General features: G+C 72.2%; 24 protein-coding genes and 1 riboswitch. Of the genes, 11 read left to right on the top strand and 13 right to left on the bottom strand.

Features of this window, described 5'->3' with window-relative positions; translation table 11 throughout:
* Nucleotides 1–59 precede the first annotated feature (59 nt).
* The gene (locus tag IAG42_RS26025; RefSeq protein WP_188339380.1) at nucleotides 60–1,070 is read left to right on the top strand and encodes a 2-hydroxyacid dehydrogenase; all 1,011 of its coding nucleotides are present in this window, start codon (nucleotides 60–62) and stop codon (nucleotides 1,068–1,070) included.
* On the opposite strand, the gene IAG42_RS26030 is transcribed toward IAG42_RS26025, so the two are convergent.
* Entirely contained in the window at nucleotides 1,019–2,902 is a 1,884-nt protein-coding gene (locus IAG42_RS26030) for an anthranilate synthase family protein (RefSeq protein ID WP_223206162.1), read from the bottom strand. The genes IAG42_RS26025 and IAG42_RS26030 overlap by 52 nt on opposite strands.
* 268 nt (nucleotides 2,903–3,170) lie before the next feature.
* Between IAG42_RS26030 and IAG42_RS26035 the strand changes: the two genes are divergently transcribed.
* Together IAG42_RS26035 and IAG42_RS26040 are read left to right on the top strand one after the other, a co-directional pair.
* Nucleotides 3,171–4,523 carry a class II 3-deoxy-7-phosphoheptulonate synthase gene (locus IAG42_RS26035; RefSeq protein WP_188339381.1) on the top strand — a complete coding sequence of 451 codons (1,353 nt, stop codon included), beginning with the start codon at nucleotides 3,171–3,173 and terminating at the stop codon, nucleotides 4,521–4,523.
* Nucleotides 4,524–4,680: 157 nt separating this feature from the next.
* Nucleotides 4,681–4,920 carry a (2Fe-2S)-binding protein gene (locus IAG42_RS26040; protein ID WP_188339382.1) on the top strand — a complete coding sequence of 80 codons (240 nt, stop codon included), beginning with the start codon at nucleotides 4,681–4,683 and terminating at the stop codon, nucleotides 4,918–4,920.
* 6 nt (nucleotides 4,921–4,926) lie between these two features.
* Here IAG42_RS26040 and bfr read toward each other — a convergent pair whose 3' ends face one another.
* Nucleotides 4,927–5,406, bottom strand: a complete 480-nt coding sequence (gene bfr / locus IAG42_RS26045) for a bacterioferritin (protein WP_188339383.1) — start codon at nucleotides 5,404–5,406, stop codon at nucleotides 4,927–4,929.
* Between the two features lie 174 nt (nucleotides 5,407–5,580).
* Here bfr and IAG42_RS26050 point away from each other — a divergent pair, with 174 nt between their 5' ends.
* On the top strand, nucleotides 5,581–6,213 hold the full coding sequence (locus tag IAG42_RS26050; protein WP_188339384.1) for a sulfite oxidase-like oxidoreductase: 633 nt from the start codon (nucleotides 5,581–5,583) through the stop codon (nucleotides 6,211–6,213).
* A gap of 48 nt (nucleotides 6,214–6,261) precedes the next feature.
* On the opposite strand, the gene IAG42_RS26055 is transcribed toward IAG42_RS26050, so the two are convergent.
* The 6 genes from IAG42_RS26055 to thiO form a co-directional block, all read right to left on the bottom strand.
* Nucleotides 6,262–6,819, bottom strand: a complete 558-nt coding sequence (locus tag IAG42_RS26055; protein ID WP_188339385.1) for a DUF4396 domain-containing protein — start codon at nucleotides 6,817–6,819, stop codon at nucleotides 6,262–6,264.
* Between the two features lie 86 nt (nucleotides 6,820–6,905).
* The gene (locus tag IAG42_RS26060) at nucleotides 6,906–7,799 is read right to left on the bottom strand and encodes a deoxyribonuclease IV (protein WP_223206163.1); all 894 of its coding nucleotides are present in this window, start codon (nucleotides 7,797–7,799) and stop codon (nucleotides 6,906–6,908) included.
* 99 nt (nucleotides 7,800–7,898) lie between these two features.
* The gene (gene pknB / locus IAG42_RS26065; protein WP_188339386.1) at nucleotides 7,899–9,842 is read right to left on the bottom strand and encodes a Stk1 family PASTA domain-containing Ser/Thr kinase; all 1,944 of its coding nucleotides are present in this window, start codon (nucleotides 9,840–9,842) and stop codon (nucleotides 7,899–7,901) included.
* 83 nt (nucleotides 9,843–9,925) lie between these two features.
* Complete coding sequence (locus IAG42_RS26070; protein WP_188339387.1) at nucleotides 9,926–10,720, bottom strand: thiazole synthase; 795 nt, start codon at nucleotides 10,718–10,720, stop codon at nucleotides 9,926–9,928.
* 5 nt (nucleotides 10,721–10,725) lie between these two features.
* Nucleotides 10,726–10,926 (bottom strand): sulfur carrier protein ThiS, encoded by a 201-nt coding sequence (thiS, locus tag IAG42_RS26075; RefSeq protein ID WP_188339388.1) that lies wholly within the window; start codon nucleotides 10,924–10,926, stop codon nucleotides 10,726–10,728.
* Nucleotides 10,923–12,110, bottom strand: coding sequence for a glycine oxidase ThiO (thiO, locus tag IAG42_RS26080; RefSeq protein WP_188339389.1), 1,188 nt, complete (start codon nucleotides 12,108–12,110; stop codon nucleotides 10,923–10,925). Before thiO ends, thiS begins: the two co-directional genes overlap by 4 nt.
* A riboswitch (TPP riboswitch) is annotated at nucleotides 12,108–12,221 on the bottom strand. (Overlaps the previous gene by 3 nt.)
* A 51-nt stretch (nucleotides 12,222–12,272) precedes the next feature.
* Between thiO and IAG42_RS26085 the strand changes: the two genes are divergently transcribed.
* The 6 genes from IAG42_RS26085 (at nucleotide 12,273) to IAG42_RS26110 (ending at nucleotide 17,096) form a co-directional block, all read left to right on the top strand.
* A complete protein-coding gene (locus IAG42_RS26085; RefSeq protein WP_188339390.1) occupies nucleotides 12,273–12,629 on the top strand; it encodes a hypothetical protein in 357 nt (118 codons plus the stop codon).
* 106 nt (nucleotides 12,630–12,735) lie between these two features.
* A complete protein-coding gene (locus tag IAG42_RS26090) occupies nucleotides 12,736–13,968 on the top strand; it encodes an NAD(P)/FAD-dependent oxidoreductase (protein ID WP_223206164.1) in 1,233 nt (410 codons plus the stop codon).
* A 58-nt stretch (nucleotides 13,969–14,026) separates the two neighbouring features.
* Nucleotides 14,027–14,392: an Rv2175c family DNA-binding protein gene (locus tag IAG42_RS26095; RefSeq protein ID WP_188339391.1), complete on the top strand. Its 366-nt coding sequence runs from the start codon at nucleotides 14,027–14,029 to the stop codon at nucleotides 14,390–14,392.
* A 72-nt stretch (nucleotides 14,393–14,464) separates the two neighbouring features.
* On the top strand, nucleotides 14,465–15,112 hold the full coding sequence (gene thiE, locus IAG42_RS26100) for a thiamine phosphate synthase (protein WP_188339392.1): 648 nt from the start codon (nucleotides 14,465–14,467) through the stop codon (nucleotides 15,110–15,112).
* A gap of 110 nt (nucleotides 15,113–15,222) precedes the next feature.
* Nucleotides 15,223–16,143, top strand: coding sequence for a methylenetetrahydrofolate reductase [NAD(P)H] (metF, locus tag IAG42_RS26105; protein WP_188339393.1), 921 nt, complete (start codon nucleotides 15,223–15,225; stop codon nucleotides 16,141–16,143).
* 44 nt (nucleotides 16,144–16,187) lie between these two features.
* On the top strand, nucleotides 16,188–17,096 hold the full coding sequence (locus IAG42_RS26110; protein WP_188339394.1) for a hypothetical protein: 909 nt from the start codon (nucleotides 16,188–16,190) through the stop codon (nucleotides 17,094–17,096).
* A gap of 103 nt (nucleotides 17,097–17,199) precedes the next feature.
* Here the strand turns inward: IAG42_RS26110 and IAG42_RS26115 are convergent, their stop codons facing one another.
* The 5 genes from IAG42_RS26115 to IAG42_RS26135 form a co-directional block, all read right to left on the bottom strand.
* Entirely contained in the window at nucleotides 17,200–18,693 is a 1,494-nt protein-coding gene (locus IAG42_RS26115) for a phytoene desaturase family protein (RefSeq protein ID WP_188339395.1), read from the bottom strand.
* Nucleotides 18,694–18,736: 43 nt separating this feature from the next.
* Nucleotides 18,737–19,345 carry a DUF4126 domain-containing protein gene (locus tag IAG42_RS26120; RefSeq protein ID WP_188339396.1) on the bottom strand — a complete coding sequence of 203 codons (609 nt, stop codon included), beginning with the start codon at nucleotides 19,343–19,345 and terminating at the stop codon, nucleotides 18,737–18,739.
* A 358-nt stretch (nucleotides 19,346–19,703) separates the two neighbouring features.
* Nucleotides 19,704–20,330, bottom strand: coding sequence for a TetR/AcrR family transcriptional regulator (locus IAG42_RS26125; RefSeq protein WP_188339397.1), 627 nt, complete (start codon nucleotides 20,328–20,330; stop codon nucleotides 19,704–19,706).
* Between the two features lie 35 nt (nucleotides 20,331–20,365).
* Nucleotides 20,366–22,450 (bottom strand): YhgE/Pip family protein, encoded by a 2,085-nt coding sequence (locus tag IAG42_RS26130; protein ID WP_188339398.1) that lies wholly within the window; start codon nucleotides 22,448–22,450, stop codon nucleotides 20,366–20,368.
* Nucleotides 22,422–23,279, bottom strand: coding sequence for an ATP-binding cassette domain-containing protein (locus tag IAG42_RS26135; RefSeq protein WP_188339399.1), 858 nt, complete (start codon nucleotides 23,277–23,279; stop codon nucleotides 22,422–22,424). The genes IAG42_RS26130 and IAG42_RS26135 overlap by 29 nt, the downstream gene beginning before the upstream one ends.
* 177 nt (nucleotides 23,280–23,456) lie before the next feature.
* Here IAG42_RS26135 and IAG42_RS26140 point away from each other — a divergent pair, with 177 nt between their 5' ends.
* Nucleotides 23,457–24,026, top strand: coding sequence for an SAV_6107 family HEPN domain-containing protein (locus IAG42_RS26140; RefSeq protein WP_188339400.1), 570 nt, complete (start codon nucleotides 23,457–23,459; stop codon nucleotides 24,024–24,026).
* Nucleotides 24,027–24,039 lie beyond the last annotated feature (13 nt).

The following is a 24,039-nucleotide window of genomic DNA, read 5'->3' on the forward strand; positions in this document are numbered from 1 at the left end:
CGAGGACCGCTTCGGCCGCCCGCCGAGCCGAAGCGGCCCCGCGACCCTAGGATCCAGCCATGGAGATCCTCGCCTTCGGTGTGCAGTCCGACGAAAAGCCCCTCATCGAGAAGGCGTTCGAGGCCCATCAGGACGATCACTACGAGGTCCGGTGCCTGGACGTGTTCCTCAACGAGGACACCGCGCCCATCGCCGCCGGCTACGAGATCATCTCCACCAGCGTCAACGCGAACCTGAACAACCACGTCCTGCAGACCCTCGCGGCCGGCGGCACGCAGATGATCGCCCAGCGCTCGACGGGCTTCAACAACATCGACCTGGGCGTCGCCGAGCGCCTAGGCCTCACCGTCGCCCGGGTCTCGTCGTACTCGCCGTACTCCGTCGCCGAGTTCGCCTGGACCCTCGCGATGGCCGTCAACCGCCGCATCGTCCGCGCCAGCAACCGCACCCGCGACTTCGACTTCCGGCTCGACGGGCTCATGGGCCGCGACCTGCGCGGCCGCACCGTCGGCGTCCTCGGCACCGGCAAGATCGGCGCCGCGTTCACCCGGATCGCCCACGGCTTCGGCATGAACCTGCTCGGCTGGGACGTCGCCGAGAACCCGGAGTGCCTGGAGCTCGGCATGAAGTACGTCGACAAGGAGCGGCTCTTCGCCGAGGCCGACCTGATCAGCCTGCACGTCCCGCTGCTCCCCGCCACCGAGCACATCGTCGACGCGGCCGCGCTGCGCACCATGAAGGACGACGCGATCCTGGTGAACTCCAGCCGCGGCGGCCTGATCGACTCCAAGGCCCTCGTCGCCGAGCTGCGCGAGGGCCGCTTCACGGGCGTCGGCCTCGACGTGTACGAGGCCGAGGCGGGCCTGTTCTTCCTCGACAAGTCCCTCGACGTCGTCGAGGACGACACCCTGGCCCGCCTCGTCACCTTCCCGAACGTGCTGGTCACGTCCCACCAGGCGTACTACACGTCGGACGCCGTCGGCCAGATCATCGCCACCACCGTGCACAACGTCCTGGACTACCGGGCGGGCCGCCGCTCCGAGAACGTGCTGGTCCCCGCCGCCACCTGAGCGAGCAGCTCCCGCACGATCCCCGCCCCGCGCAGCGACAGCACCGACTCCGGGTGGAACTGCACGCCCGCGAAGCCAGGCCCCCGTACCGCGTGCACCTCACCCGTACGGGCGTCCCGGCTGACCTCCACGCCGTGCGCGGCCAGCTCCTGCGCCGCCTCGTCGTCGCAGCGCGCCACGAAGCTGTTGTAGAAGCCGACCGTCTCGGTCCGGCCGAACAGGTCGACCTCGACCTGGGCGCCCTGGTACGGGACCTCCTTGCGCACGAGGTCCAGGCCCAGCTCCACCGCGAGCAGCTCGTGCCCGAGGCAGACGCCGAGCACCCCGTACCGGTGCTCCCGGATCACGTCGGCGGCCAGTGAGCGCAGGAAGCGCATCTTCGGGTCGCTCGGGTCGGCGGGGTCGCCCGGACCCGGACCCAGCACGATCGGCCCCTCGTGCGCGAGGACCGCCTCCCGCAGCCCCTCCTCGTCGTAGCGCCGCACCGTCACGTCGAGCCCCGACGAGCGCAGCACGTGCGCCAGCATCGCGGTGAACGTGTCCTCGCCGTCGACCACCAGCGCGTGCCCGGACAGTTCCCCGGACCGCTGCTGCATCCGCAGCCAGAACGGCGCGAGGGCCGCCCGGCGCCCGTCGAGCGCCGCCCGCACCCGCGGGTCCTCGGCCAGTGCCGGGCGCGTGCCCTCCGTGCGCGGCCGCCCGGGCCGTACGCCGAGAGCTGCGAGCACCCCGGCCGCCTTGGCGTGCGTCTCCGCGACCTCGCCCGCCGGGTCCGAGCCCCGTACGAGCGTCGCGCCGACCGGCACCCGCAGCCGTCCGGTCGCGGCCTCGATGTCCGCGGTGCGGATCAGGATGGGGGAGTCGAGCGTCTGCGCCCCGCCCGCGTCCCGTCCGACCAGCGCGAGCGCTCCCGCGTAGTAGCCGCGGCCGCCGGACTCGTACCGCTCGATGACCCGGCAGGCGTTCTGCACCGGCGAGCCGGTGACGGTCGCGGCGAACATCGTCTCCTTGAGGACGTCCCGCACGTCGAGCGTCGACTTCCCGCGCAGCTCGTACTCCGTGTGGGCGAGATGCGCCATCTCCTTCAGGCGCGGGCCGACGACGACGCCGCCCATGTCGCCGACGGTGCACATCATCTTGAGCTCCTCGTCGACGACCATCGACAGCTCCTCGATCTCCTTGCCGTCGGCGAGGAACTCCAGCAGGTCGTCCGGGGTCGGCCCGCCGGCCGGATAGCGGTACGTACCGCTGATCGGGTTCATCACGACGGTGCCGCCCGACATCCGCACATGCACCTCAGGGCTCGCCCCGACCAGCGTCCGCTCCCCGGTATGCACGACGAACGTCCAGTAGGCGCCCCGCTCGCCGTCGAGCAGCCGCCGGAACAGGGCGAGCGCGTCGGCCCGCGAGAACCCGGGGATCTCGCCCTCGTACGTCCGCCGGATCACGAAGTTCGCGCCCTCGCCGCGCCCGATCTCGTCACGCAGCACCCGCCCGACGATCTCCGCGTACGTGTCGTCGTCCACGTCGAAGCCGCCGCCGCGCACGTCCACGGCGTGCCGGGGCAGCGTGTCGAGGGCCTCGGCCAGCGGGATCCCGTAGGACTCCTCGGGGCGCAGCACGGTCAGCGGGGTGCCGTCGTCGCGCACGTCGAAGCCGCGCTCGCGGATCTGGCGGAACGGGACGAGGGCGAGGCCCTCGGGGATGTCGGCCAGCCGCTCGTACGTGCCGACCTCGCCGGTCAGGACCTCGATCACATCGTGGTCGCGGCCGGGGGTGCGGCGGCGCAGCAGGGCGAAGGGGCGGTCGTCGGTGAGCAGGTTCTCCAGCACGGTGTGTCCTTCCGGAGCGCTTCGAGAGAGCGTGGGATTCGGGAGGAACAGCCGGTGTCGGTGTCGGAAAACACTGAAGGCCGCCCCTCGGGCGGCCTTCGCGATGTCGGATACGCGCAGTCAGTGGGCCGCCGGATGTGCGGTCCACCACCAGGTGCGGTTCATGAGCTGCGCGAACATGGGGGCCACCGTATCAGCCCTTCGGACACCCGTCTCAAGGAATGAGCGGCGGAATGGACGACGGGCCCGAGGCCGTAATGTTGTCGAGGTGACCGTGAACGCTAAGACCAGCGCAAGCGCTGGCAACACCTGGCGAGACCTGCCCGCGGCGCAGCAGCCCGAGTACCCGGATGCCGAGGCTCTGCGCGATGTGATCGCTGAGCTCGAGACCTATCCGCCGCTGGTCTTCGCCGGCGAGTGCGACCAGCTGCGTGCCCGGATGGGAGCCGTCGCCCGTGGCGAGGCGTTTCTCCTCCAGGGCGGCGACTGCGCCGAGGCGTTCGACGCCGTCAGCGCGGATCACATCCGGGCGAAGCTCAAGACCCTCCTGCAGATGAGCGCCGTCCTCACGTACGCGGCCTCCGTGCCCGTCGTGAAGGTCGGCCGCATCGCCGGCCAGTACTCCAAGCCCCGCTCCAAGGGCACCGAGACCCGTGACGGCGTGACGCTCCCGACCTACCGCGGCGACTCCGTCAACGGCTTCGACTTCACCGAGGCCGCCCGCGTCCCGGACCCCGAGCGCCTGAAGCGGATGTACAACGCGTCCGCCTCCACGCTCAACCTGGTGCGCGCCTTCACCACCGGTGGCTACGCCGACCTGCGCCAGGTGCACGCCTGGAACCAGGACTTCGTGAAGTCGTCCCCGTCGGGCCAGCGCTACGAGCAGCTGGCGCGCGAGATCGACAACGCGCTGAACTTCATGCGCGCCTGCGGCACGGACCCGGCCGAGTTCCAGGCCGTCGAGTTCTACTCCTCGCACGAGGCCCTGCTGCTCGACTACGAGTCGGCCCTGACCCGTGTCGACTCGCGTACGGGCAGCCTGTACGACGTGTCGGCGCACATGGTCTGGATCGGTGAGCGCACGCGGCAGCTGGACCACGCGCACGTCGAGTTCGCCTCGAAGATCCGCAACCCGATCGGCATCAAGCTCGGCCCGACCACGACGGCCGAGGAGGCGCTGCAGTACGTCGAGCGCCTCGACCCGGACCGCGAGCCGGGCCGCCTGACCTTCATCGTCCGCATGGGCGCCGACAAGGTCCGGGACAAGCTGCCCGAGCTGGTCGAGAAGGTCACCGCGTCGGGTGCCGTCGTCGCCTGGGTCACCGACCCGATGCACGGCAACACCTTCGAGGCCGCCTCCGGCCACAAGACGCGCCGCTTCGACGACGTGCTCGACGAGGTCAAGGGCTTCTTCGAGGTCCACAAGGAGCTCGGCACCCACCCGGGCGGCATCCACGTCGAGCTCACCGGTGACGACGTCACCGAGTGCGTGGGCGGCGGCGACGAGATCTTCGTCGACGACCTGCACCAGCGCTACGAGACGGCCTGCGACCCGCGCCTCAACCGCAGCCAGTCCCTGGACCTGGCGTTCCTGGTGGCGGAGATGTACCGCCAGCAGTGACACAGCCGTAGCGAATGTAAATGCCGTGGGGCGCGGATCACATCGATCCGCGCCCCACGGCACTTTTGCGCTCCGGACGGCCCGGGTAAGGTTAGGTATGCCTCACCGAGTCATCGGGGCGGCACCACGACGAGTCCCGATCGGGAGGTGAACCCGCGTGTACGTCTGCAGCTGTTTCGGAATCACCGAGACCCAGGTCAAGAAGCACGCGGAGGACGGTGCCTGCACCCCCCGCCAGATAGCGTCGGCCTGCAAGGCCGGCACCGACTGCGGCTCGTGCGTACGCCGCATCCAGGCGCTGCTCGGCCGGGGCTCGTGCCCCCGCCGCGAGCTCGTCGAGCAGGGAGACTCAGCCGCGGCGCTCGCCGTGCCGGCCGAGCTTCCCGAAGCGGCCTGAGGCGGATCAGCTCTCCGGCTGCTCGATGAGCTGCGCGATGTAGAGCGCCTCGCCCAGCTTGTCCACCAGCTCCAGCTGCGTGTCCAGGTAGTCGATGTGGTGCTCCTCGTCCTCGAGGATCGACTCGAAGATGTTCGCGGACGTGATGTCGCCCTTTGCGCGCATCACCTCGATGCCCCGCTTGAGACGGTCGATGGCCTCGACCTCGATCTGCCGGTCGGCCTGGAACATCTCGATCACCGACTGGCCGACCCGGACGTGGAACAGCCGCTGGTAGTTCGGCAGCCCGTCCAGGAACAGGATCCGGTCGGTCAGCACCTCCGCGTGCTTCATCTCGTCGAACGACTCGGACCGCGTGTACTTCGCGAGCTTCGTCCAGCCGAAGTTCTCCTGCATCTTGGCGTGCAGGAAGTACTGGTTGATGGCCGTGAGCTCGGCCGTCAGCTGTTCGTTGAGGAATTCGATGACCTCGGGGTCGCCCTGCATCGCAGAGGCTCCTTCCAAGAGGGTGACCGGACAGGTCCGCGCATCCTCGCACCGCCACCCAGACGCGTCCAGTAAGTGCACGCTTAGTACGAGTTGCCCGAATCGGTGATCGACTGCGGCCCGTCGCGGCCCGCATGGTCATGGCCACTGCCCTGGGTCTGTCAGGATGGAGACATGGGTCATCCGGTGGGTAGCGAGTCTGGGGGAGCCGTGCAACCGGAGCTTCCGCCGGGGCAGCGGCTGCAGCGCGGCTGGCCCGTCACGCATTACGGGCCGGTGCCCAAGTTCCGCCCCGAACGCTGGGAGTTCAGGGTCTTCGGGACCACCGTCGACGGTGAGAAGCGCTGCTGGAACCACGAGGAGTTCTCGGCCCTCCCGTACACGACCGTCGTCGGCGACCTGCACTGCGTCACGAAGTTCAGCATGCTCGGCGCCGAATGGGGCGGCGTGCTCGCCTCCACGATCCTCGAGCTCGCACCGCCGGACCCCGCCGTCACACACGTGATGGTCTGGGCCGAGTACGGATTCAGTTCGAATCTGCGGCTGGCCGACTTCGCCGCCGACCGCACGATCTTCGCCACGCACAAGGACGGTGAACTGCTCACCGCCGAGCACGGATTCCCGCTGCGGCTCGTCGTCCCGCACCTCTACGCGTGGAAGGGCCCGAAGTGGGTCCGCGGCATCGAGTACATGACGGCGGACCGGCGCGGCTTCTGGGAGGAGCGCGGGTACCACAACGTGGGGGATCCGTGGCGCGAGCAGCGCTACTCCTACCAGGAAGAGCCCGGGGAAGGTCCCGAGCTCTAGTCCTGTCCCGGCCGGTCCTGTGCCTGTCCGCCGGTCCGGCGCCCGCCGTCAGTGGTGGTACTGGTGCACCACGGCGTGGCCCTTGCCGCGGCCGATCATCCAGCGGTTCACCGGGGTCGTCACCACGAAGGCCAGGGCGAGCGAGGCCGCGAGGGCGCCCCAGAACAGGGCGTCCGACAGGTGTGCGTCCATCGCGTCCGGCCACAGGGCGATCACGCTGTTGTCGATCAGCTCCATGACCGCGATCGACAGGGTGTCCGCGGCGAGCGCCACCCGGAACGCGGACTTGAAGTCCAGGCCGGCCTTGAGGACGCCGCGCAGGGTGAGCGAGTAGCCGAAGAAGAACGCGAGCACGATCGCCAGGATCATCGTCGGCACATTGCCCCAGCCGAGGGCCGTGCCGATCACCATGCCGAGGACCTCGCCGATCGCGCAGCCCGTGAGGCAGTGCAGGGTCGCCTGCGCGGCCATCGCCCAGCTGACCTTGCCGTGTCCGTGCCCGTGCCCGTGGTCGTGCTCGTGCTCGTGGTGGCCGTGTTCGTGTTCGTGAGCAGGGTCGTGGTGGCCGTGCTCGTGGTCGTGCCCGGTGTGAGCCTCGTGGTCCATGTCGTTCCCCCAGAAGTCGGTGGCGGTTCCTGTCGGCCGTGCCGTCCTGTCGCCGACAGGAACCGTATGCCCCCTCGGGGTATGCCTCAACGGGTTTTGTGATCTTCGCCGGAGGGAGTCTTCCGGAGCTCCTTCAGGCGGGCCACGTCCGCCGCGTGACCCTCCTTGCCGCCCGGTGTCTCGATGATCAGCGGGACGTTCGCGGTCGCCGGATGCGCCATCAAGGCCCGGAAGGGCTCGGCGCCGATGTGGCCCGTGCCGATGTTCTCGTGGCGGTCCTTGTGGGCGCCGGCGACGTCCTTGGAGTCGTTGGCGTGGATCAGCTTGAGGCGGCCCTCGCCGACCGTCTCCACCAGCAGGTCGAGGGTCTGTCGCATGCCGTCGGGGCCCGTCAGGTCGTGGCCCGCCGCGAAGATGTGGCAGGTGTCCAGGCAGACGCCCAGCTTCGGATGCCGGTCCAGGGAGTCGAAGTAGGGCCCGAAGTCCCAGGTCCGCGAGCAGAGCGAGGAGCCCTGGCCGGCCGTCGACTCCAGCAGCAGGAACGGGTCGTCTTCGTGGGTCAGTTCGTCGAGCAGCGGCAGCATCCGCTCGCGCACCTGGGCGAGCGCGGTCTCGCGCGGCCGCCCGCCGGTGGCGGACCCGGTGTGCACCACGACGCCGAGCGCGCCGATGGCCCGCGCCCGGCGCAGCGAGTGCCGCAGCGAGTCGACGGACCGGTCGACGGTGGCCTCGGTGTGCGAGCCGAAATTGATCAGGTACGGCGCGTGGACGTACGCCGGGATGCCGTCCTCGGCGCACCGCTCCCGGAACGCCTCGTCCTGCTTCGGGTTCCCGGGCGGGGTGGCCCAGCCGCGCGGATTGGCGACGAAGACCTGGACGGTCTCGGCGGCGAGCTCACGGGCGTAGGACAGGCCTATGGAGGCGAGGCCCCCGGCCACCGGCACATGGCCGCCGATCGGATTGCGGATGCTGCTGTTCACCGGGCCAGGGTGTCATGCGCGCCCGGACGGACCGCGGCCGCTCCCGGGAGACGGAAGCGGCCGCGGAACGTGCGGGTCGGCGGACAGCGATCGTGCCGGTCAGCGGATGGTGATCGTGATCTCGGAGCCCTTGGGCGCCGTGTCCCCGCCCTCGACCGACTGGCTCTTCACGGTGTCGCCGAAGAGACCGAGGATGCCGCGGTCCTCGTCGACCTGGAAGCCGGCGCCCTCCAGCTTGTCGTGCGCCTCGTCGACCTTCAGGCCCGTGACGTCCGGGACCTCGATCATCGGTGGGCCCTTGGAGATCGTCAGGGTCACCGTGTCGCCCTCGGCCAGCCGTCCGTGCTCCGGGGACTGCGCGGCCACGGAACCCTTGTCGACCTGCGACTCGACCCGCTGCGGTGCGATCTTCGCCTTGAGCCCGAGCTCCTCCAGCGCGGCGACCGCGTCCTGCTCCGACTGACCCGTGACGTCCGGGACGTCGACGGGCGAGCCCTTGGAGACCACGAGGGCCACCGCGGTGCCGGAGTCGCGCGTCGTGCCCGCCGCCGGGTCCGTGCTGATCACGGAGCCCTTCGGGATCTCCTCGTCGAACTGCTCGGTGACCATGCCCGGGGACAGGCCCCGGTGCTTCAGGTCGCTCTTCGCCGTGGCGAGCGAGGTCCCCTTCAGGTCGGGGACCTTCACGGTCTTCGGCCCCTTCGACACGGTCAGCGTCACCGTGCCGTCGTCCCGGATCTGCGCACCGGCCTCGGGATCCGTCGCCATGACCGTGCCGCGCTCGTACGTGCCGCTGTACGCGTACCGCGTCGTGCCCGCCTGGAGACCGGCGGCGTCCAGCCGCTTCTCGGCCTGCGCCTCCGTCTTGGTGAGCAGCGCCGGGACCTTCGTGAACTGGCCCGAGTTGATGTACCAGACGCCCGCGCCGACGCCGAGCACCAGCAGGACCGCCGCGACGATCGCGAGCAGACCGCGGCGCGGGGCCCGGCCGCCGGCCGGGCCGCGGGGCGCGGGCGGGGCGGCGGGCGGCGGGGTCTCCAGGCGGCTCGTGCGGTGCAGGGCGTCCTGGAGCGGCTCGGCCGGCAGCGACATCTGCACCCCGGCGGTGCGCACCGCGCGAGGGATCACGCTCGTACGGTCGTCCGCGCCCGAGTGGTCCGTCTCGCGCGCCTGCGGCGGCACCGTGTCGAGCTCGGCGTCGGACAGCGTGGCCCGCGCCTCCCTCGTCTGCGACAGCAGCGCCACGGCGTCCGGCGGCCGCACCTCGGGGTTGCGGGCCGTGGCCGACGCCACCAGCTCGTCCAGCGCGTACGGCAGGCCCGGGACGGCGGCAGAGGGCGGCGGCACGTCCTCGTTCAGGTGCTTGTAGAGGATCTGGGCCGGGGTGTCGCCGGAGTGCGGCTTGCCGCCGGTGAGCATCTCGTAGAACACGACACCGCACGCGTACACGTCCACGCTCGGCGTCGCCGTGCCGTCCTCGATCTGCTCCGGCGCCAGGTACGAGACCGTGCCGAGCACCGCGCCCGTCGTGTTCGTCACCGTGTCCACCGCGCGGACCAGGCCGAAGTCCGCCACCTTGACCCGACCGTCGTCCCCTATCAGGACGTTCTCCGGCTTCATGTCACGGTGCACGAAACCCGCGCGGTGCGCCGCCCCGAGCGCGGCGAGCACCGGCTCCAGGATGTCGAGCGCCGCCCGCGGGCGCAGCGCCCCGCGCTCGCGCAGCACGTCACGCAGCGTGCACCCCGCGATGTACTCCATCGCCAGATACACGTACGCGCCGTCGGTGCCCTGGTCGTACACCCCCACCACGTTCGGGTGCGAGAGACGGGCGACGGACTTGGCCTCGCGGATGAAGCGGTCGACGAACGAGGCGTCGGCCGCCAGCGAGGGGTGCATCACCTTGAGCGCGAGCACGCGGTCGAGGCGGGTGTCCACGGCCCGGTAGACCGTGGCCATCCCGCCGACCGCGATCCGTGCGTCGACGCGGTACCGGCTGTCGAGCACCTGCCCGAGCAGCGGGTCCTGAAGGGTCGTGTCCACGCAGGCGAGTGTACGAGGAGTGACCGACAGGCCCCGCCCGCCCGGGAGGTACTGCAGCAGACCTGTGACCCGGTGCGACCCGCTCAGAAGGCCGGGCGCTCCGGGTCCAGGCGGGCCATCCCGTCCGTCGGCGAGGACGCCTCGGCGAAGTGGCGCCTGGGAATGCGGCCCGCGCGGCGGGCGAGGCGGCCCGCCTCCACCGCGTGCCGCATGCCCTCGGCCATCAGCACCGGCTCCTGCGCGCGGGTCACCGCGGAGGCGAGCATCACACCGGCGCAGCCCAGCTCCATGGCGAGCGCCACGTCGGAGGCCGTGCCCGCGCCCGCGTCCAGGATCACCGGCACGCGCGCGTGCTCGACGATCAGCTGAAAGTTGTGCGGGTTGCGGATGCCGAGCCCGGAGCCGATCGGTGAGCCGAGCGGCATGACCGCCGCGCACCCCACGTCCTCCAGCTTCCGCGCGAGCACCGGGTCGTCGTTCGTGTACGGGAGCACGGTGAAACCGTCGTCCACGAGCGTCTCGGCCGCGTCGAGCAGCTCGATCGGGTCGGGCAGCAGAGTGCGCTCGTCGGCGATCACCTCGAGTTTCACCAGGTCCGTGCCGAGCGCCTCGCGCGCGAGGCGGGCCGTCAGGACGGCCTCGCCCGCGGTGAAACAGCCCGCCGTGTTGGGGAGCACCTGGATGCCGAGCTTCTCCAGGACGGAGAGCACGGAGCCGTGCACCGAGGCGTCCACGCGGCGCATCGCCACCGTGGTCAGCTCGGTCCCGGAGGCGACCAGGGAGCGCTCCAGGACGTCGAGGCTCGGGGCGCCGCCCGTGCCCATGATGAGACGCGAGGAGAGCGTCGTGCCGCCGAGGACGAGTGCGTCGTCCGCCATGTCGCTCAGCCTCCCTGGACCGCGGTGAGGACCTCGACCCGGTCGCCCTCGGTGAGCGCGGTCGCGGCCCACTGGGTGCGCGGGACGACGGTCTCGTTCAGGGCGGCGGCGACGCCGGAGGGGGCGGTGGTCAGCGTGGCCACCAGTTCGTCGAGCTTGGTCGCGGCGGCCACGGTGCGCGGCTCGCCGTTCACGGACACGTTCATGCGGGCTGCTCCGAGAGGGCCGGTCGAGAGGTACTGAAGCGCTGGGGGGTGAACGGGCGGGCCTCGCCCGGGAGTTCACCGGTGGCCAGGGCGTGCGCCATGGCGTCGCCGGTGACCGGGGTCAGCAGCACGCCGTTGCGGTAGTGGCCGGTGGCCAGCAGGAAGCCGGGCAGGGCCGTCGGGCCGAGGATCGGCGCGTTGTCCGGGGAGCCGGGGCGCAGGCCCGCGCGCGTCTCCGTCAGCGGCAGTTCGGTGATGCCGGGGACGAGTTCGTGCGCGTCGCGCAGCAGCTCGTAGACACCGCCGGCGGTGACGGTGGTGTCCCAGCCGAGCTCCTCGGTGGTGGCGCCGACGACCAGCTCGCCGTTGACGCGGGGCACGAGGTAGACGTTGCCGCCGCGCACGACCGCGCGGACGGTGCGGCTCAGGAACGGCGCGTACGCCTTCGGCACGGTCAGGCGCAGCACCTGGCCCTTGACCGGGCGCACCGGCGGCAGCAGGGCCTCGGGGACGCCCGCGAGCCGGCCGCTGCGGCTGCCGGCGGCGAGCACCACCTGCTCCGCGGCCAGCTCCGTGCCGTCGGCGAGGACGACGCCGCGCGCCCGGTCCCGTACGACGGAGAGCCGTTCGGCCCATGTCCGGTGCAGGACGACGCCGGCGCGCTCGCAGGCCGTCACAAGGGCGCCCGCGAGCCTTCTCGGGTCGATCTGGTGGTCGCCGTCGACGCGCAGGCCGCCGCGCACGCCGGGCGCGAGCATCGGCTCCAGGCGGCGGCACTCACGGCCCGACAGCCACTCGGACTCCAGGCCCGAGCGCAGCTGCAGCGCGTGCAGCTCCCGCAGGTGCGAGCGGTCGTCGGCGTCCAGGGCGACGGCCAGCGTGCCGCACGCGCGGTAGCCGAGATCGTGGCCCGCGGCCTCGGACAGTTCGGCCGCGAAGTCCGGATAGCGGCGCGCGGACTCGACGTTCAGGGCGAGCAACGTCTCCTCGCCGTAGTGCAGTTCGGTGACGGCGGCCAGCATTCCGGCCGCGACCTGGGCAGCGCCGCCGCCCGGCTCGGGGTCCACGACCGCGACGGACAGACCGCGCTGCGCGGCCCTCCACGCGGTCACCAGACCGATGATGCCGCCCCCGACGACCACGACGTCGGTGGCGGACCCGCTGACAGGTGGCGTACGCGACATGGGCGTCCAGCCCCTCCCTTCGCCGGCATGACCCGGATCAGGTTCGTACGGTCGGAGGCCGCTCCAGCCTCCCTCTCAGCCCGCTGCGTACGGGCTCCCGCGAGTGCTTTACGTTGGCCACCCTAGCCGTTCGGTATGCCACCCAGTAAGGGAGCCCAGCCCGTGGCCCGATCCCTCGACGGACTCTTCCTCGCCCCTGTGACCGACCAGGCCCCCGGTCAGGTGGGCACCCGCACCCGCTTCGCCTACAGGGAGGAGGAGGGCCGGATATGGGCCTCCTACGAAGGCGGCGACATCGTGCGCGGCCACCTCGTGGGCACCCGCGCGGACGACCGGCTCGACTTCCGCTACGTCCAGCTGAAGACCGACGGGACGACGTCCTCGGGGCACTGCGTCTCCACCGTCTCGGAGCTGCCCGACGGCCGGGTCCGGCTCGACGAGACCTGGGAGTGGGAGTCGCAGGAGGGCAGCGGCACGAGCGTCGTCGAGGAGATCCCTGCGCCTGCCGCGCGGGGATGATCGCGGGGCCTTGATCACTAAACCGGTGACACGTGTGCAGGACGTCACGGAACGCGAGTGGCCCGGGCCGCTGACCCACGCCCTCACGGGTGCCTAAGGTGACCTTGTGAGCGATCAGGAGAGCGGGAACGAGACGCCCCCGGGCGACCGGCACGTCGTCGTGGTCGGCGCGGGCATGGCCGGCGTGCAGACGGCGGTGGCGCTGCGCGAGCAGGGCTTCACCGGGGCGGTCACGCTGATCGGCGCCGAACCCCACCAGCCCTACGACCGGCCGCCGCTCTCCAAGGCCGTCCTGCTCGGCAAGGCCGAGGGCTCCGCCTTCGACGTCGACTTCGAGGCCCTCGGCGTCACCCTCCAGCTGGGCCGCGAGGTCACCGGCCTGCGCCCCGCCGACCACGAGCTCGACACCGCCACGGGCCCCGTCCCGTACGACGTCCTGGTCGTCGCGACGGGCGCCGAACCGATCCGCCTCCCGGGCGCCGACGGCGTCCCCGGAGTCCACCTGCTGCGCACCCTGGACGACGCCGAGCGGCTGCGGCCGGTCCTCGCCGAGCAGCACGACGTGGTCGTCGTCGGGGCCGGCTGGATCGGCGCCGAGTTCGCCACCGCCGCACGCGACGCGGGCTGCCGGGTCACCGTCGTGGAGGCCGCCGAGCGTCCGCTGGCCGGAGCGCTGCCCGCGGAGGTCGCCGCCCCGATGGCCGCCTGGTACGCGGACGCCGGAGCCGAGCTGCGCACCCACGCGCGCGTGGAGCGGGTCGAGCCCGGCGTCGTGGTCCTCGGCGACGGGACGCGGCTGCCCGCCGGGGCCGTCGTCGTCGGCATCGGCGCCCGCCCCGCCACCGCCTGGCTCGACGGCTCGGGCCTCGCCCTGGGCGAGCACCACGAGGTCGTCGCCGACGCGGGACTGCGCACCTCCGTGCCCGACGTGTACGCGGTCGGCGACTGCTCCTCGTTCCCCTCCGCCCGCTACGGACAGCGCCTGATGGTCCACCACTGGGACAACGCGCTGCAGGGCCCCCGCACCGTCGCGGCCAACATCATCGGCACCACCCCGGCCGTCTACGACCCGGTGCCCTACTTCTGGTCCGAGCAGTTCGGCCGCTTCGTCCAGTACGCCGGCCACCACGCCGCCGCCGACGCCACCGTGTGGCGGGGCGACCCGGCCGGGGCCGCCTGGTCGGTGTGCTGGCTGCGCGAGGGCGCCCTGGTCGCCGTCCTGGCCGTGGGCAAGCCCCGCGACCTCGCCCAGGGCCGCAAGCTCATCGAGGCGGGCACCGCGCTCGACCCGGAGCTGCTCGCCGACCCGGCCCGTCCGCTGAAGTCCGCCGCGGCCTGAACGCCTGGTCGGGCGGGCCCGGCTTCCGACTGTCAGTCCGGGATGGCAGGCTTGTCCTGTGACCGAGATTGACGCAAAGATCGATGCTCTCGTCCCCGACTGGCTCACCCTCCCCGACATCGCCGAACAGACCGGCGTCGAGGTGACGCGTGTGCGGCAGTGGGTGAAGGAGGGTCAGCTCATCGCCGTACGCCGCGGTGAGAACAGGGCCCTTCACGTGCCCGCCGCCTTCATCGACGGCGACAAGATCGTCAAGGGCCTGACCGGGACCCTGACGCTCCTGAGGGACGACGGCTTCTCCGACGAAGAGATGCTGGAGTGGCTCTTCACCCCCGACGCGACCCTGCCCGGCACGCCCGCGCAGGCCCTGAGCGAGAATCGCGGCACGGAGGTGAAGCGCCGCGCCCAGGCGCTCGCCGTCTGAACCTGACAACCGAGCGGTGTGCGCGGCCCCCGCGGGGCCGCGCACACCGGTGCCCATCGACGGGGGATTCCCATGGCCGACCCGAAGCGTGACCTGCTCGCCGACGCACGGCTCTACCTGTGCACCGACGCCCGCAGGCGTCAGGGCGACCTGCCGGAGTTCCTCGACGCCGTGCTGGCCGGCGGCGTCGACATCGTGCAGCTGCGCGACAAGGGCATGGAGGCCGGCGAGGAGCTGGAGCACCTCGCGGTGTTCGCCGAGGCCGCCCGCCGCCACGGCAAGCTCTTCGCGGTGAACGACCGGGCGGACGTCGCCCACGCGAGCGCGTCCGACGTGCTGCACCTGGGCCAGGGCGACCTCCCGGTGCCCGCCGCCCGCGCGATCATCGGCGACGACGTGCTCATCGGCCGCTCCACCCACTCCGACGCGGAGGCCGACGCCGCCGCCGTCGAGCCGGGCGTCGACTACTTCTGCACCGGCCCCTGCTGGCCCACCCCCACCAAGCCCGGCCGGTACGCGCCCGGCCTCGACCTGGTGCGCCACACCGCCGGACTCGGCACCGACCGCCCGTGGTTCGCCATCGGCGGCATCGACCTGACGAACCTGGACGAGGTCCTGGACGCGGGCGCCCGCCGGGTCGTCGTCGTCCGCGCCATCACCGAGGCCGACGATCCGGGCGCCGCCGCGGCCGAGTTCGCCAAGCGCCTGCGGTCCCTGTGACCGGTCGCCGACCGGCCCGCTGACCAGCGGGCAAGGCGCCACTGTCCGGAACCTGTCCGCAGGCTGGACAGGGATTTGGGACAGTCGACCTCCGTCAGTAACCTGCCCGTATGGCCCTAGGCACCGCTTCCACCAGGACTGATCGCGCCCGCACCGTGCGCGACATGCTCACGCCCGGCAAGGCGACGTACTCGTTCGAGTTCTCCGCGCCGAAGACCCCCAAGGGCGAGCGCAACCTGTGGAACGCGCTGCGCCGTGTCGAGGCCGTCGCCCCCGACTTCGTGTCCGTCACGTACGGGGCGGGCGGCTCCACGCGGGCCGGCACCGTCAAGGAGACCCAGCAGATCGTCGCCGACACGACGCTCACGCCGGTCGCCCACATCACCGCCGTCGAGCACTCGGTCGCCGAGCTGCGCAACATCATCGGGCAGTACGCCGACGCCGGGATCCGGAACATGCTGGCGGTGCGCGGCGACCCGCCGGGTGACCCGATGGGGGAGTGGCTCGCCCACCCCGAGGGTCTCACGTACGCGGCCGAACTGGTCGAGCTGATCAAGGAGTCGGGAGACTTCTGCGTCGGCGTGGCCGCGTTCCCGGCGATGCACCCGCGCTCCGCGGACTGGGACTCCGACGTGCGGCACTTCGTCGACAAGTGCCGCGCGGGCGCCGACTACGCGATCACCCAGATGTTCTTCTACCCGGAGGAGTACCTGAGACTGCGGGACAAGGTCGCCGCCGCCGGCTGCGACACTCCGATCATCCCGGAGTGCATGCCCGTCACCAGTGTCCGCATGCTGGAGCGGCTGCCCAAGCTCAGCAACGCGGACTTCCCCCCGGCTCTGAAAGAGCGGATCCTCACAGCCAAAGACGATCCGGCCGCTGTACGCTCCATTGGCATCGAGTTCGCGACGGAGTTCTGCGCGAAGCTGCTTGACGAAGGCGTGCCGGGTCTGCACTTCATTACGCTCAACAACTCCACTGCGACGTTGGAAATCTACGAGAATCTGGGCCTGCACGACCAGCGGGCCTGATCGGCCGTACCCGCGGGGGCCTCGGCCGTACGAGAGGGGCGTACATGGGCTGGGCGGTCCTCTATGCGGCGTTCGGACTGGTGGCGCTGTGGCTCCTCGGTGAGGTGCTGCTGCAGAACAAGGCGCGGCTGCGCTGGCGCCTGCTCGCGTTCGTCGGCTTCCTCGGTGTGGTCCTCGGCGTCCTGATGCCCTCGGTGATCGTCATCGGGATCGGCGCCATCGCCTTCGCGGTCGGCCAGACGTACGTCACGCTGTCCTTCCGCCGCGGCTTCGAGGCCGGCTGGTCCCTCAAGGCCGGCGGCGCCGACGACGCGGAAGGCGCGGGCGCGCCCAAGCGCCGCCGGAAGAAGGAGCCGGTCCACCAGGAGCCGACCCTCGAGGTCTCGGACCTGGAGTACGGGCAGGGCTCGCACGACACCTGGGGCCCCGCCGCCCCCGAGTCCCCGGCCGAGTCCACCGCGGTCTACGCCCCCGAGCCGATGCCCGACGACACGGGCCAGTACGGCGTCTACAGCGACTCCGCCTACGCCCAGGCCGGCGCGGGCCCCGCCGCCCACGACCCGCAGGGCTACGGCTACGACACCAACGCCTTCGGCTACGACCAGCAGCAGAACTACGGCTACGACACGGGCGCCCAGCAGCAGCCCTACGCCGCGCCCTACTCGGACCCGTACATCGGCGGCCAGACCTATCCGGAGCAGCCCCAGTACGGCGACCCGTACGCGACCGGCGGCGGGCAGCAGCAGTACAGCGACCCGTACGCCACGGCCGCGGGCTACGGCTCGGACACCCCGCCCGGCGGCGTCTGGGTCCCGCAGCAGCGCAGCGGCGAAGAGCAGCAGCAGAACTACGGCGGGGAGCTGCCGCCCGAGCAGCCGTACCCGGCCTACCCGCAGCACGACCCGAACGTGGGATACGACAACGGGTACAACGAGCAGCAGTACCGGTACTGAGCCGGATCCCTCAGCGCAGCTTCAGCAGCAGACGCAGAGGCAGAAGCAGCCACAGCCGCCGGGTCCGCGCCCGGCGGCTGTCGCGTTCACCGGCCTGTCGCGCTCACTGGGAGCCCTGGAAGCCCGGGCCCTCCACGATCAGCCCCGCGACCAGCGCGCCCGACATGCCCGCGTGCGGCAGCCCGCCGCCGGGATGCGCCCAGCCGCCGACCGCGAGCAGACCCGGCACCTCCGTCCCGTTCGCCGCGTGCAGCAGACGGCCGGACGCCGCCGCGAGCGCGGGCGCGGGCACCGCGCCGCCCACCGCGCCCGTCGCCTCCGCGACGTCCTGCGGGGTGCGGGCCTCCTGCCACAGCAGCCGCTCGCCGAGACCGGGCACCGCGCGCCCGGCCGCCGCCACGACCGAGGCCACGAGGTCCTCGCCCACGCGTGCGCCGTTCGGCACCGTCGCCATGACCGTGACCGCCTCGTGCCCCTCGGGGGCCTGCCCGGCGTCCCCGGTGCGCAGCACGGCGACCGTCGGTCTCCCGGGGCGCGGCGCGCCGTCGAACAGCCAGGCCGCCTCCGCCGCCCGGTCCGTGCCGTGCACCACCGTGCGGTGCGGCGTGTCCTCGGGGCGCTCCCCGCACAGCGCCAGATGCACCGTCAGCCGGCTCGGCGCCGCCGCCTCCGACTGCGCGGGCACCGCGCCGCGCGGCGCGGTGCCCGGCAGCAGCCCGTCCAGCACCCCCGGCGCGACTCCGGCCACCACGAACTCGGCGTCCTCCACCGATCCGTCGGCCAGCTCCACACCCGCCGCGCGCCCGTCCTTCACGACGATCCGCCGCACGTCCGCACCGAAGCGGAACTCGACCTTGCGGCGTACACAGCGCGCGTGCACCGCGTCCGCGAGCGCCCGCATGCCGCCCGTCACGGCCCAGGTGCCGAAGGTCTGCTCCATGTAGGGCAGCACGGCCGCGCTCGCCGGAGCCGTACGGGGATCGAGGCCGTACGCCAGTGCGTACTGCTCCAGGAGCGCGACCAGACGCGGCTCGCCGGCCAGCTCGAGCGCGCCGATCTCCGCCAGCGTCCTCGCCGCGCGGTCCTTGCGCAGCAGCCGCTTGTGCACCACCGCCGGGTACGGCTCGCGCTCTGCCAGCACCTCCCAGTTCGGCCACAGCGGCTCTTCGAGCAGGGGGCGCCGGGAACGGTCCCAGGCCTCCCGCGCCCGGTTCATGAACGCCGACCAGCGGGCGCCCGCGCCCGCCCCCACGGCCGCGTCGAGCGCCTCGGCGACACCCGCCCGCCGCGCGTTCGGCAGGTCCGTCGTCGTGCCGTCCGCGAAGACGTGCCGCACGGCGGGCTCGATCTGCGTCAGACCGACGACGTCCTCCAGCGGCTCCTTGCCGGTCTTCACGAACAGATCCCGGTACACGGCCGGCAGCAGGAGCAGGCCCGGGCCCGAGTCGAACGCGAACCCGTCGCGCTCGAACCGGCCCAGCGCGCCGCCGTAGGTCGCCCCGCGCTCGAACACCACCGGTCGGTGGCCCGCGACGGCCAGCCGAGCGGCGGCCGCCATGGCGCCCATGCCCGCGCCGATCACCGCAATTCGTGCCATGCGGGCGACTTTATCCGCCGCCACCGACAACGCCGCCGCGAGGTCAGGGTGGTGGCACCGCGCGGGCCAGCCGCCGCTCCTCGCGCCGCTGCGCCCGCCGCCGCAGGAACCGGCGGATGCGCCGCACCAGCAGGAACAGCAGGATCAGGCCGAGCACCAGGAGCACCGCCGCGATGATCGCGGCCGCCTCCGGATGGAACATCGCGAACGTGACGATCGCGCCGACCCCCAGGTCCTCGGCGGTGCTCAGGACGAAGTTCGACATCGGCTCCGGCGAGGTGTTCACCGCCATCCGCGTCCCGGCCTTCACGGTGTGGCTGGCCAGCGCCGTGGACCCGCCGATCGCGCCCGCCGCGAGATCCGACAGGGAGCCGCTCTGCCCGGCGAGCAGTGCCCCGACGACCGCGCCCGACACCGGCCGGATCACGGTGTGCACCGTGTCCCACACCGAGTCCACGTACGGGATCTTGTCGGCGACGGCCTCGCACAGGAAGAGCACGCCGGCCGCGATCAGCACGTCGGGCCGCTGCAGCGACTCGGGCACGTCGTCGCTCAGCCCGGTCGCGCCGAAGACACCGAGCAGCAGGATCACCGCGTACGCGTTGATGCCGCTCGCCCAGCCGCTGGTGAAGACCAGGGGGAGTACGGACACGGGGGAGAGCGTAACCAGTAGGGCACTCGGTGTGCCTGGGGACGATCACGCGGGTCTGAGTATCCGTACCTAGACGCGGAGATGAGTAGGTACGCGGATGGGTCCGACCTGCGATGACGAGAGAGTGGAGACCACGGAGAGGGGCGCGGCTCCCGGCACCGCCGACACGGGGCGGCGGAACGGAAGCAGCGTCCTTGGCCGCTCCTCTCACCCGAACGGGTGGGAGCGAGGCACGGGGGACCCGGGGGAGACCGCACGGGGTTCAACGGGGGAACAACGGGGGATGCGCCGGTCCGGTACGGCCTGGGACGACCACAGGCCGCACCGGACCGGCGCTTCACGTTCCCCGCGCGGCGCCTCAGGCCTTCCCGGTCAGCGGCTGCCCGCCGCCCACCCGCCCTTGCAGCAGCAGCGACAGCGCGGCGTGCACGTCGTCCAGGGACCGCTCGGGCTGGAACGCCTGCCAGTCCAGTGCCGCCACCAGGACCATGCCCACCAGGGCGGCCGCCGTGAGCGGCACGTCGATCTCGTCGCTCAGTTCGCCGCCCTCCACGGCGCCCCGCAGCACGCCCTCCACCACGGCCACCGCCTCCTGGCGGACCACCGCGAGGGTGGACTGCCAGGCGCGGTTCGTGCGCCACAGCTCCGCCACGTAGAGCTGCGTGAACGCCGGGTACTGGTCGATGAAGACGAGACCCGCGCGGATCATCGCGTCCAGCGCGTCGACCTTGCTGCCGCCGCGCTCGTCCGTCCTGCGCGCCGCGTCCCGCAGCGAGGCCGTCAGCAGCCCCACGCCGTGCCGCAGCAGCTCCTCGAAGAGCACCGACTTGCTGGCGAAGTTGTAGTAGACCGTGCCCTTCGCGACGCCGGCGCGCTCCGCGATCTCGTCGACCGTCGTCGCGGAGAAACCCTGCTCCGCGATGAGCGTGACAGCGGCCTCGTAGAGCTTCTGCCGGGTGGCCTGGCGCCGTGTGCTGCTTTCCATGCCCCCGATTCTCACAGGTGCGTTTGTGGCCGCGCTCACAGGCTCAGCTCCGGGTGCAGCCGGTCCAGCGTCCACACCTGCTTGCGGCGGGCGCTCAGGGCCGTCAGCGCGAGCGCGCCGAGGGTGAAGGCGGTCAGCACCGCGCACGCCTGCCACACCGGGCCGAGCCCCCCTCCGGAAATGAGCCGGCGCAGCGCCTCGACCACGTAGGTCATCGGCAGGAAGGGGTGCAGCGCGTTGAAGAAGCCCGGGCTCGTCTGCACGGGGTACGTGCCGCCGGCCGAGGTCAGCTGGAGCATCAGGAACGCGAGCACCAGGATGCGGCCCGCCGCGCCGAAACGGGCGTTCAGCCACTGGACGATGGCCGCGAAGCACGCCGTGACCAGGCACAGGAAGCCGATCGTGCCGGCCGCGTGCAGCATCTGGAGGCCGAGCGCCCAGTGCAGTACGGCCATCAGCGCGCCGACCTGGAGCAGGCCGAGCGCGGCCACCGGGAGCCAGCCGGCCAGCGCCACGCGCCAGGAGGAGGCGCCGACGGCGAGGGCCCGCCGGTTGAGCGGCTGGATCAGCATGTAGGCGACCATCGCGCCCACCCACAGGGAGAGCGGGATGAAGTAGGGCGCGAAGCCCGTCCCGTAGTTGGGCGCCTTGTGGAGCGACTGGGAGGCCAGTTGGACCGGGTCGGCCATCACGTCGGTGCGCCGGTCGCGGTCCTTCTTGTCGTAGTCGGGGATCTGCTCGACGCCGTCGTGCAGACCGCCCGCGAGCTTCCCCGAGCCGTCGGCGAGCTTGAACATGCCGCCGGACAGGTCGTTCGCGCCGGTCTTCAGCCGGCCGACGCCGCTGTCGAGCTCGGTCGAGCCGGTGTGTGCCGTGCCGAGCCCGGTGTGCAGCTTCTTCGCGCCGGCGGCGACCTGGCCCGCGCCCTTGTTGAGCCGGTTGATCTGCGCGACCGCGTTCTCGACGTCCCGGTCGAGGGTCGGGGCGCGCCGGGCCAGCTCCTCGGACTGCTTCTGGAGCGTGGCCAGATGGCGGTCCATGAGGGTCAGGTTGCCGTGCTCGTCCTGGATGAGCGTGTCCAGGTCGTCCGAGACCGTGGCGACGTCGTCCGCGGCCGTCGCGGCCTTCTTGAGGTCCGGGCAGGCCGGGTCGTCGAGCAGCGCCTTCTCGCAGCGCTGTTCGTAGATCGCGGCCAGGATGTCGGAGCCCGCGTGCGCGCCCTTGCGGGCGGTCGGGGCGACCTTCACCAGGGTGTCCAGGTTGTGCCGCACGCCCTTGGCGGAGTCGGCGACCAGGCGGGCGGTGTCCGCGATCTGCTTCTTGTTGTTCTTCAGGAAGGGCAGCACCTTGTCGGAGGTGCCGTTCACCTTGTCGGCCAGCGTCTGGGTCCCGGCCGCGACCTGCTTCGAACCGGTCTCCAGGTCGCCCGCGCCCTTGTCGAGCTTCTTCAGGCCGCTCGCCAGGTCGCCGCTGCCCTTCTTGGCGTCCTTCAGGCCGTCGGCGAGGTCCTTGGAGCCCTTCTTGGCCTTGCCGATGCCGCCCTTGAGCTCGTCCGCGCCCTTCGCCGCCTTCTGGGTGGCGTCGTGGATGTCCGAGAAGGAGATGAAGATCTTGTCCAGGAAGGAGCGCGACGCCTTCGTGGAGGCGGCCGAGCGCACCTCCGAGAACACCGTCCGGGAGATCTGCCCGACGATGTAGTTGTTCGCGTCGTTCGTGCGCACCTTCAGGGCGCCCGTCTCCGGCGCCTCACCTGAGCTGGACGCGATCCTCTTGCTGAAGTCCGCGGGCATCGTCAGTGACAGGTAGTACGTGCCGTCCTCGACGCCCTGGGCGGCCTGGGCGGCGCTGACCTCGTGCCACTGGAAGGTGTCGCTCTCGTACAGCCCCTTGGTGATGTCGTCGCCCGCCGTGATCTTCCGGCCCGCGGCGGTCGCCCCCTTGTCGTCGTTGACGAGCGCGACGGGAATCTTGTCGAGCCGCCCGTACGGGTCCCAGAACGACCACAGGTACAGCGCCCCGTAGAGCAGCGGCAGCAGGAGGAGCGCGACGAGCGCGGCGCGCGGCAGCTTCCCCCTGCCGAAGCGCCTGAGCTCAAGAGCGGCCAGCTTCGGCGAGCGCATCGTCCGTCGTCCCCCCGTCGGTGTCGGTGTGCGTGTCCGTGTCGGTGTCGGTGTCGTTCGCGTCGGCCGGCTTCTCCGACGCGGCCTCCGCCGTGTCCTGCGTCGTGCCCTCGGCCTCGGAGCGTGCCGGGGCGGTGGAGACGACGATCGTGTCCTCGGGGGCCTCGCTGCACACGGCCACCACGGTCGTGCCGGCCGCCGCGATCGACCGCAGCTGCTCCCAGACCGCGTCCCGCTCGGCGTCCGACAGCTTCAGGTCGGTGTCGTCGACCCCGATCAGGCGCGGCCGGCCGATCAGCGCGAGGGCGAGCGAGAGCCGCAGCGCCTCGATCCGCTCCAGGTCGCGCACGGCGGTGCGGGACCCCTTCGGCAGGCTCTCGCGGTCGAGGCCCGCGGCGGCCAGCGCGGAGTCGATCCGCAGCTTCGCCTCGGTCACCCGCTCGGCGCGCGGCCGCAGCAGCCCGCGCAGCCCCCCGCCGAAGCGGCGCTGCAGCAGGGCCCGCTCCTTCAGGTGCTCGGCCACGGTGAGGGCCGGGTCGAGGTCCGTCACCCCCGGCACGTGCGCGAGCGCGCTCACCCGGCGCAGGGCGGCCATCTGCTTCGGCAGCCGCAGTCCGCCGACCCGGGCCGTGCCCTCGCTCGGCCGCATCCGCCCCGTGAGCGCGAGCAGCAGACAGGTCCGCCCGCTCCCGGACGGCCCCTCGACCGCGACGAGCGATCCGGCCGGGGCGTCGATGTCCACGCCCCGGAACGCCCAGCCGCGCGGCCCCTTCAACCCGAACCCCGCGGCGGTGACGGCGGCGCCGTCCTCCCGGCCGTCCGCGTCCACGACCGCCCCCTCTGTTGAATCTGTTGAACCGACTCTTTTGAACTGACTGGTCAGTACAAAAATAGCCCGAACCCCTGAGCGAAGCAAAACCGCAGGTCAGGCCGGATTGTCAGTGGCGTACCCCACGATGGGCACATACGGCCACTGCGCCGTCACACAGACGACAGGAGGTTCGTCATGGCTGGACATCAGGCACCCACCGCAGCCGCCGCAGGCCGCCGCGCCGCCACCGGCCCTGCCCATGCCCCCTCACTGACCGGACCGGCGAGCGACGTCCACCCGGTGCTCCGCCGGGCCGGTGCCCCGCCCGCCGCCCTCGAGCTGCTCGCCCAGGCCCGCGCCGGACTCGACGAGGCCGCCGCCCTGGAGACTCCGAACGAGCGGTACGCGACGGCCCACCTCGCCGCCCTGCGCACCGCCGCCGCCGTCCTCGCCGCCCGCGGCAGGCCCGAGCCCACGCCCCGGCGCCGCGCCCGGATCCGCAGCGCCTGGGAGGTCCTCCCCGAGATCGCCCCCGAGCTGACCGAATGGAGCGCCCTGTTCGCCTCGGGCGCCACCCGCAGGGCCCGCGCCGAGGCGGGCATACGCGGCGCGGCGAGCCCGCGCGACGCCGACGACCTGCTGCGCGACGTGGCGATGTTCCTGCGCCTCGTCGAGCGCCTGCTCGTCCTGCAGCCGGTCCTTCCGCAGCCCCGGCAGCAGGACGACGAGCGCCCGGCCCGCCGGGAGGTGCCCGACGCGGGGTGACCGGCCGGGCGGC

It is taken from the genome of Streptomyces xanthii (assembly GCF_014621695.1).
Classification (GTDB): domain Bacteria; phylum Actinomycetota; class Actinomycetes; order Streptomycetales; family Streptomycetaceae; genus Streptomyces; species Streptomyces xanthii.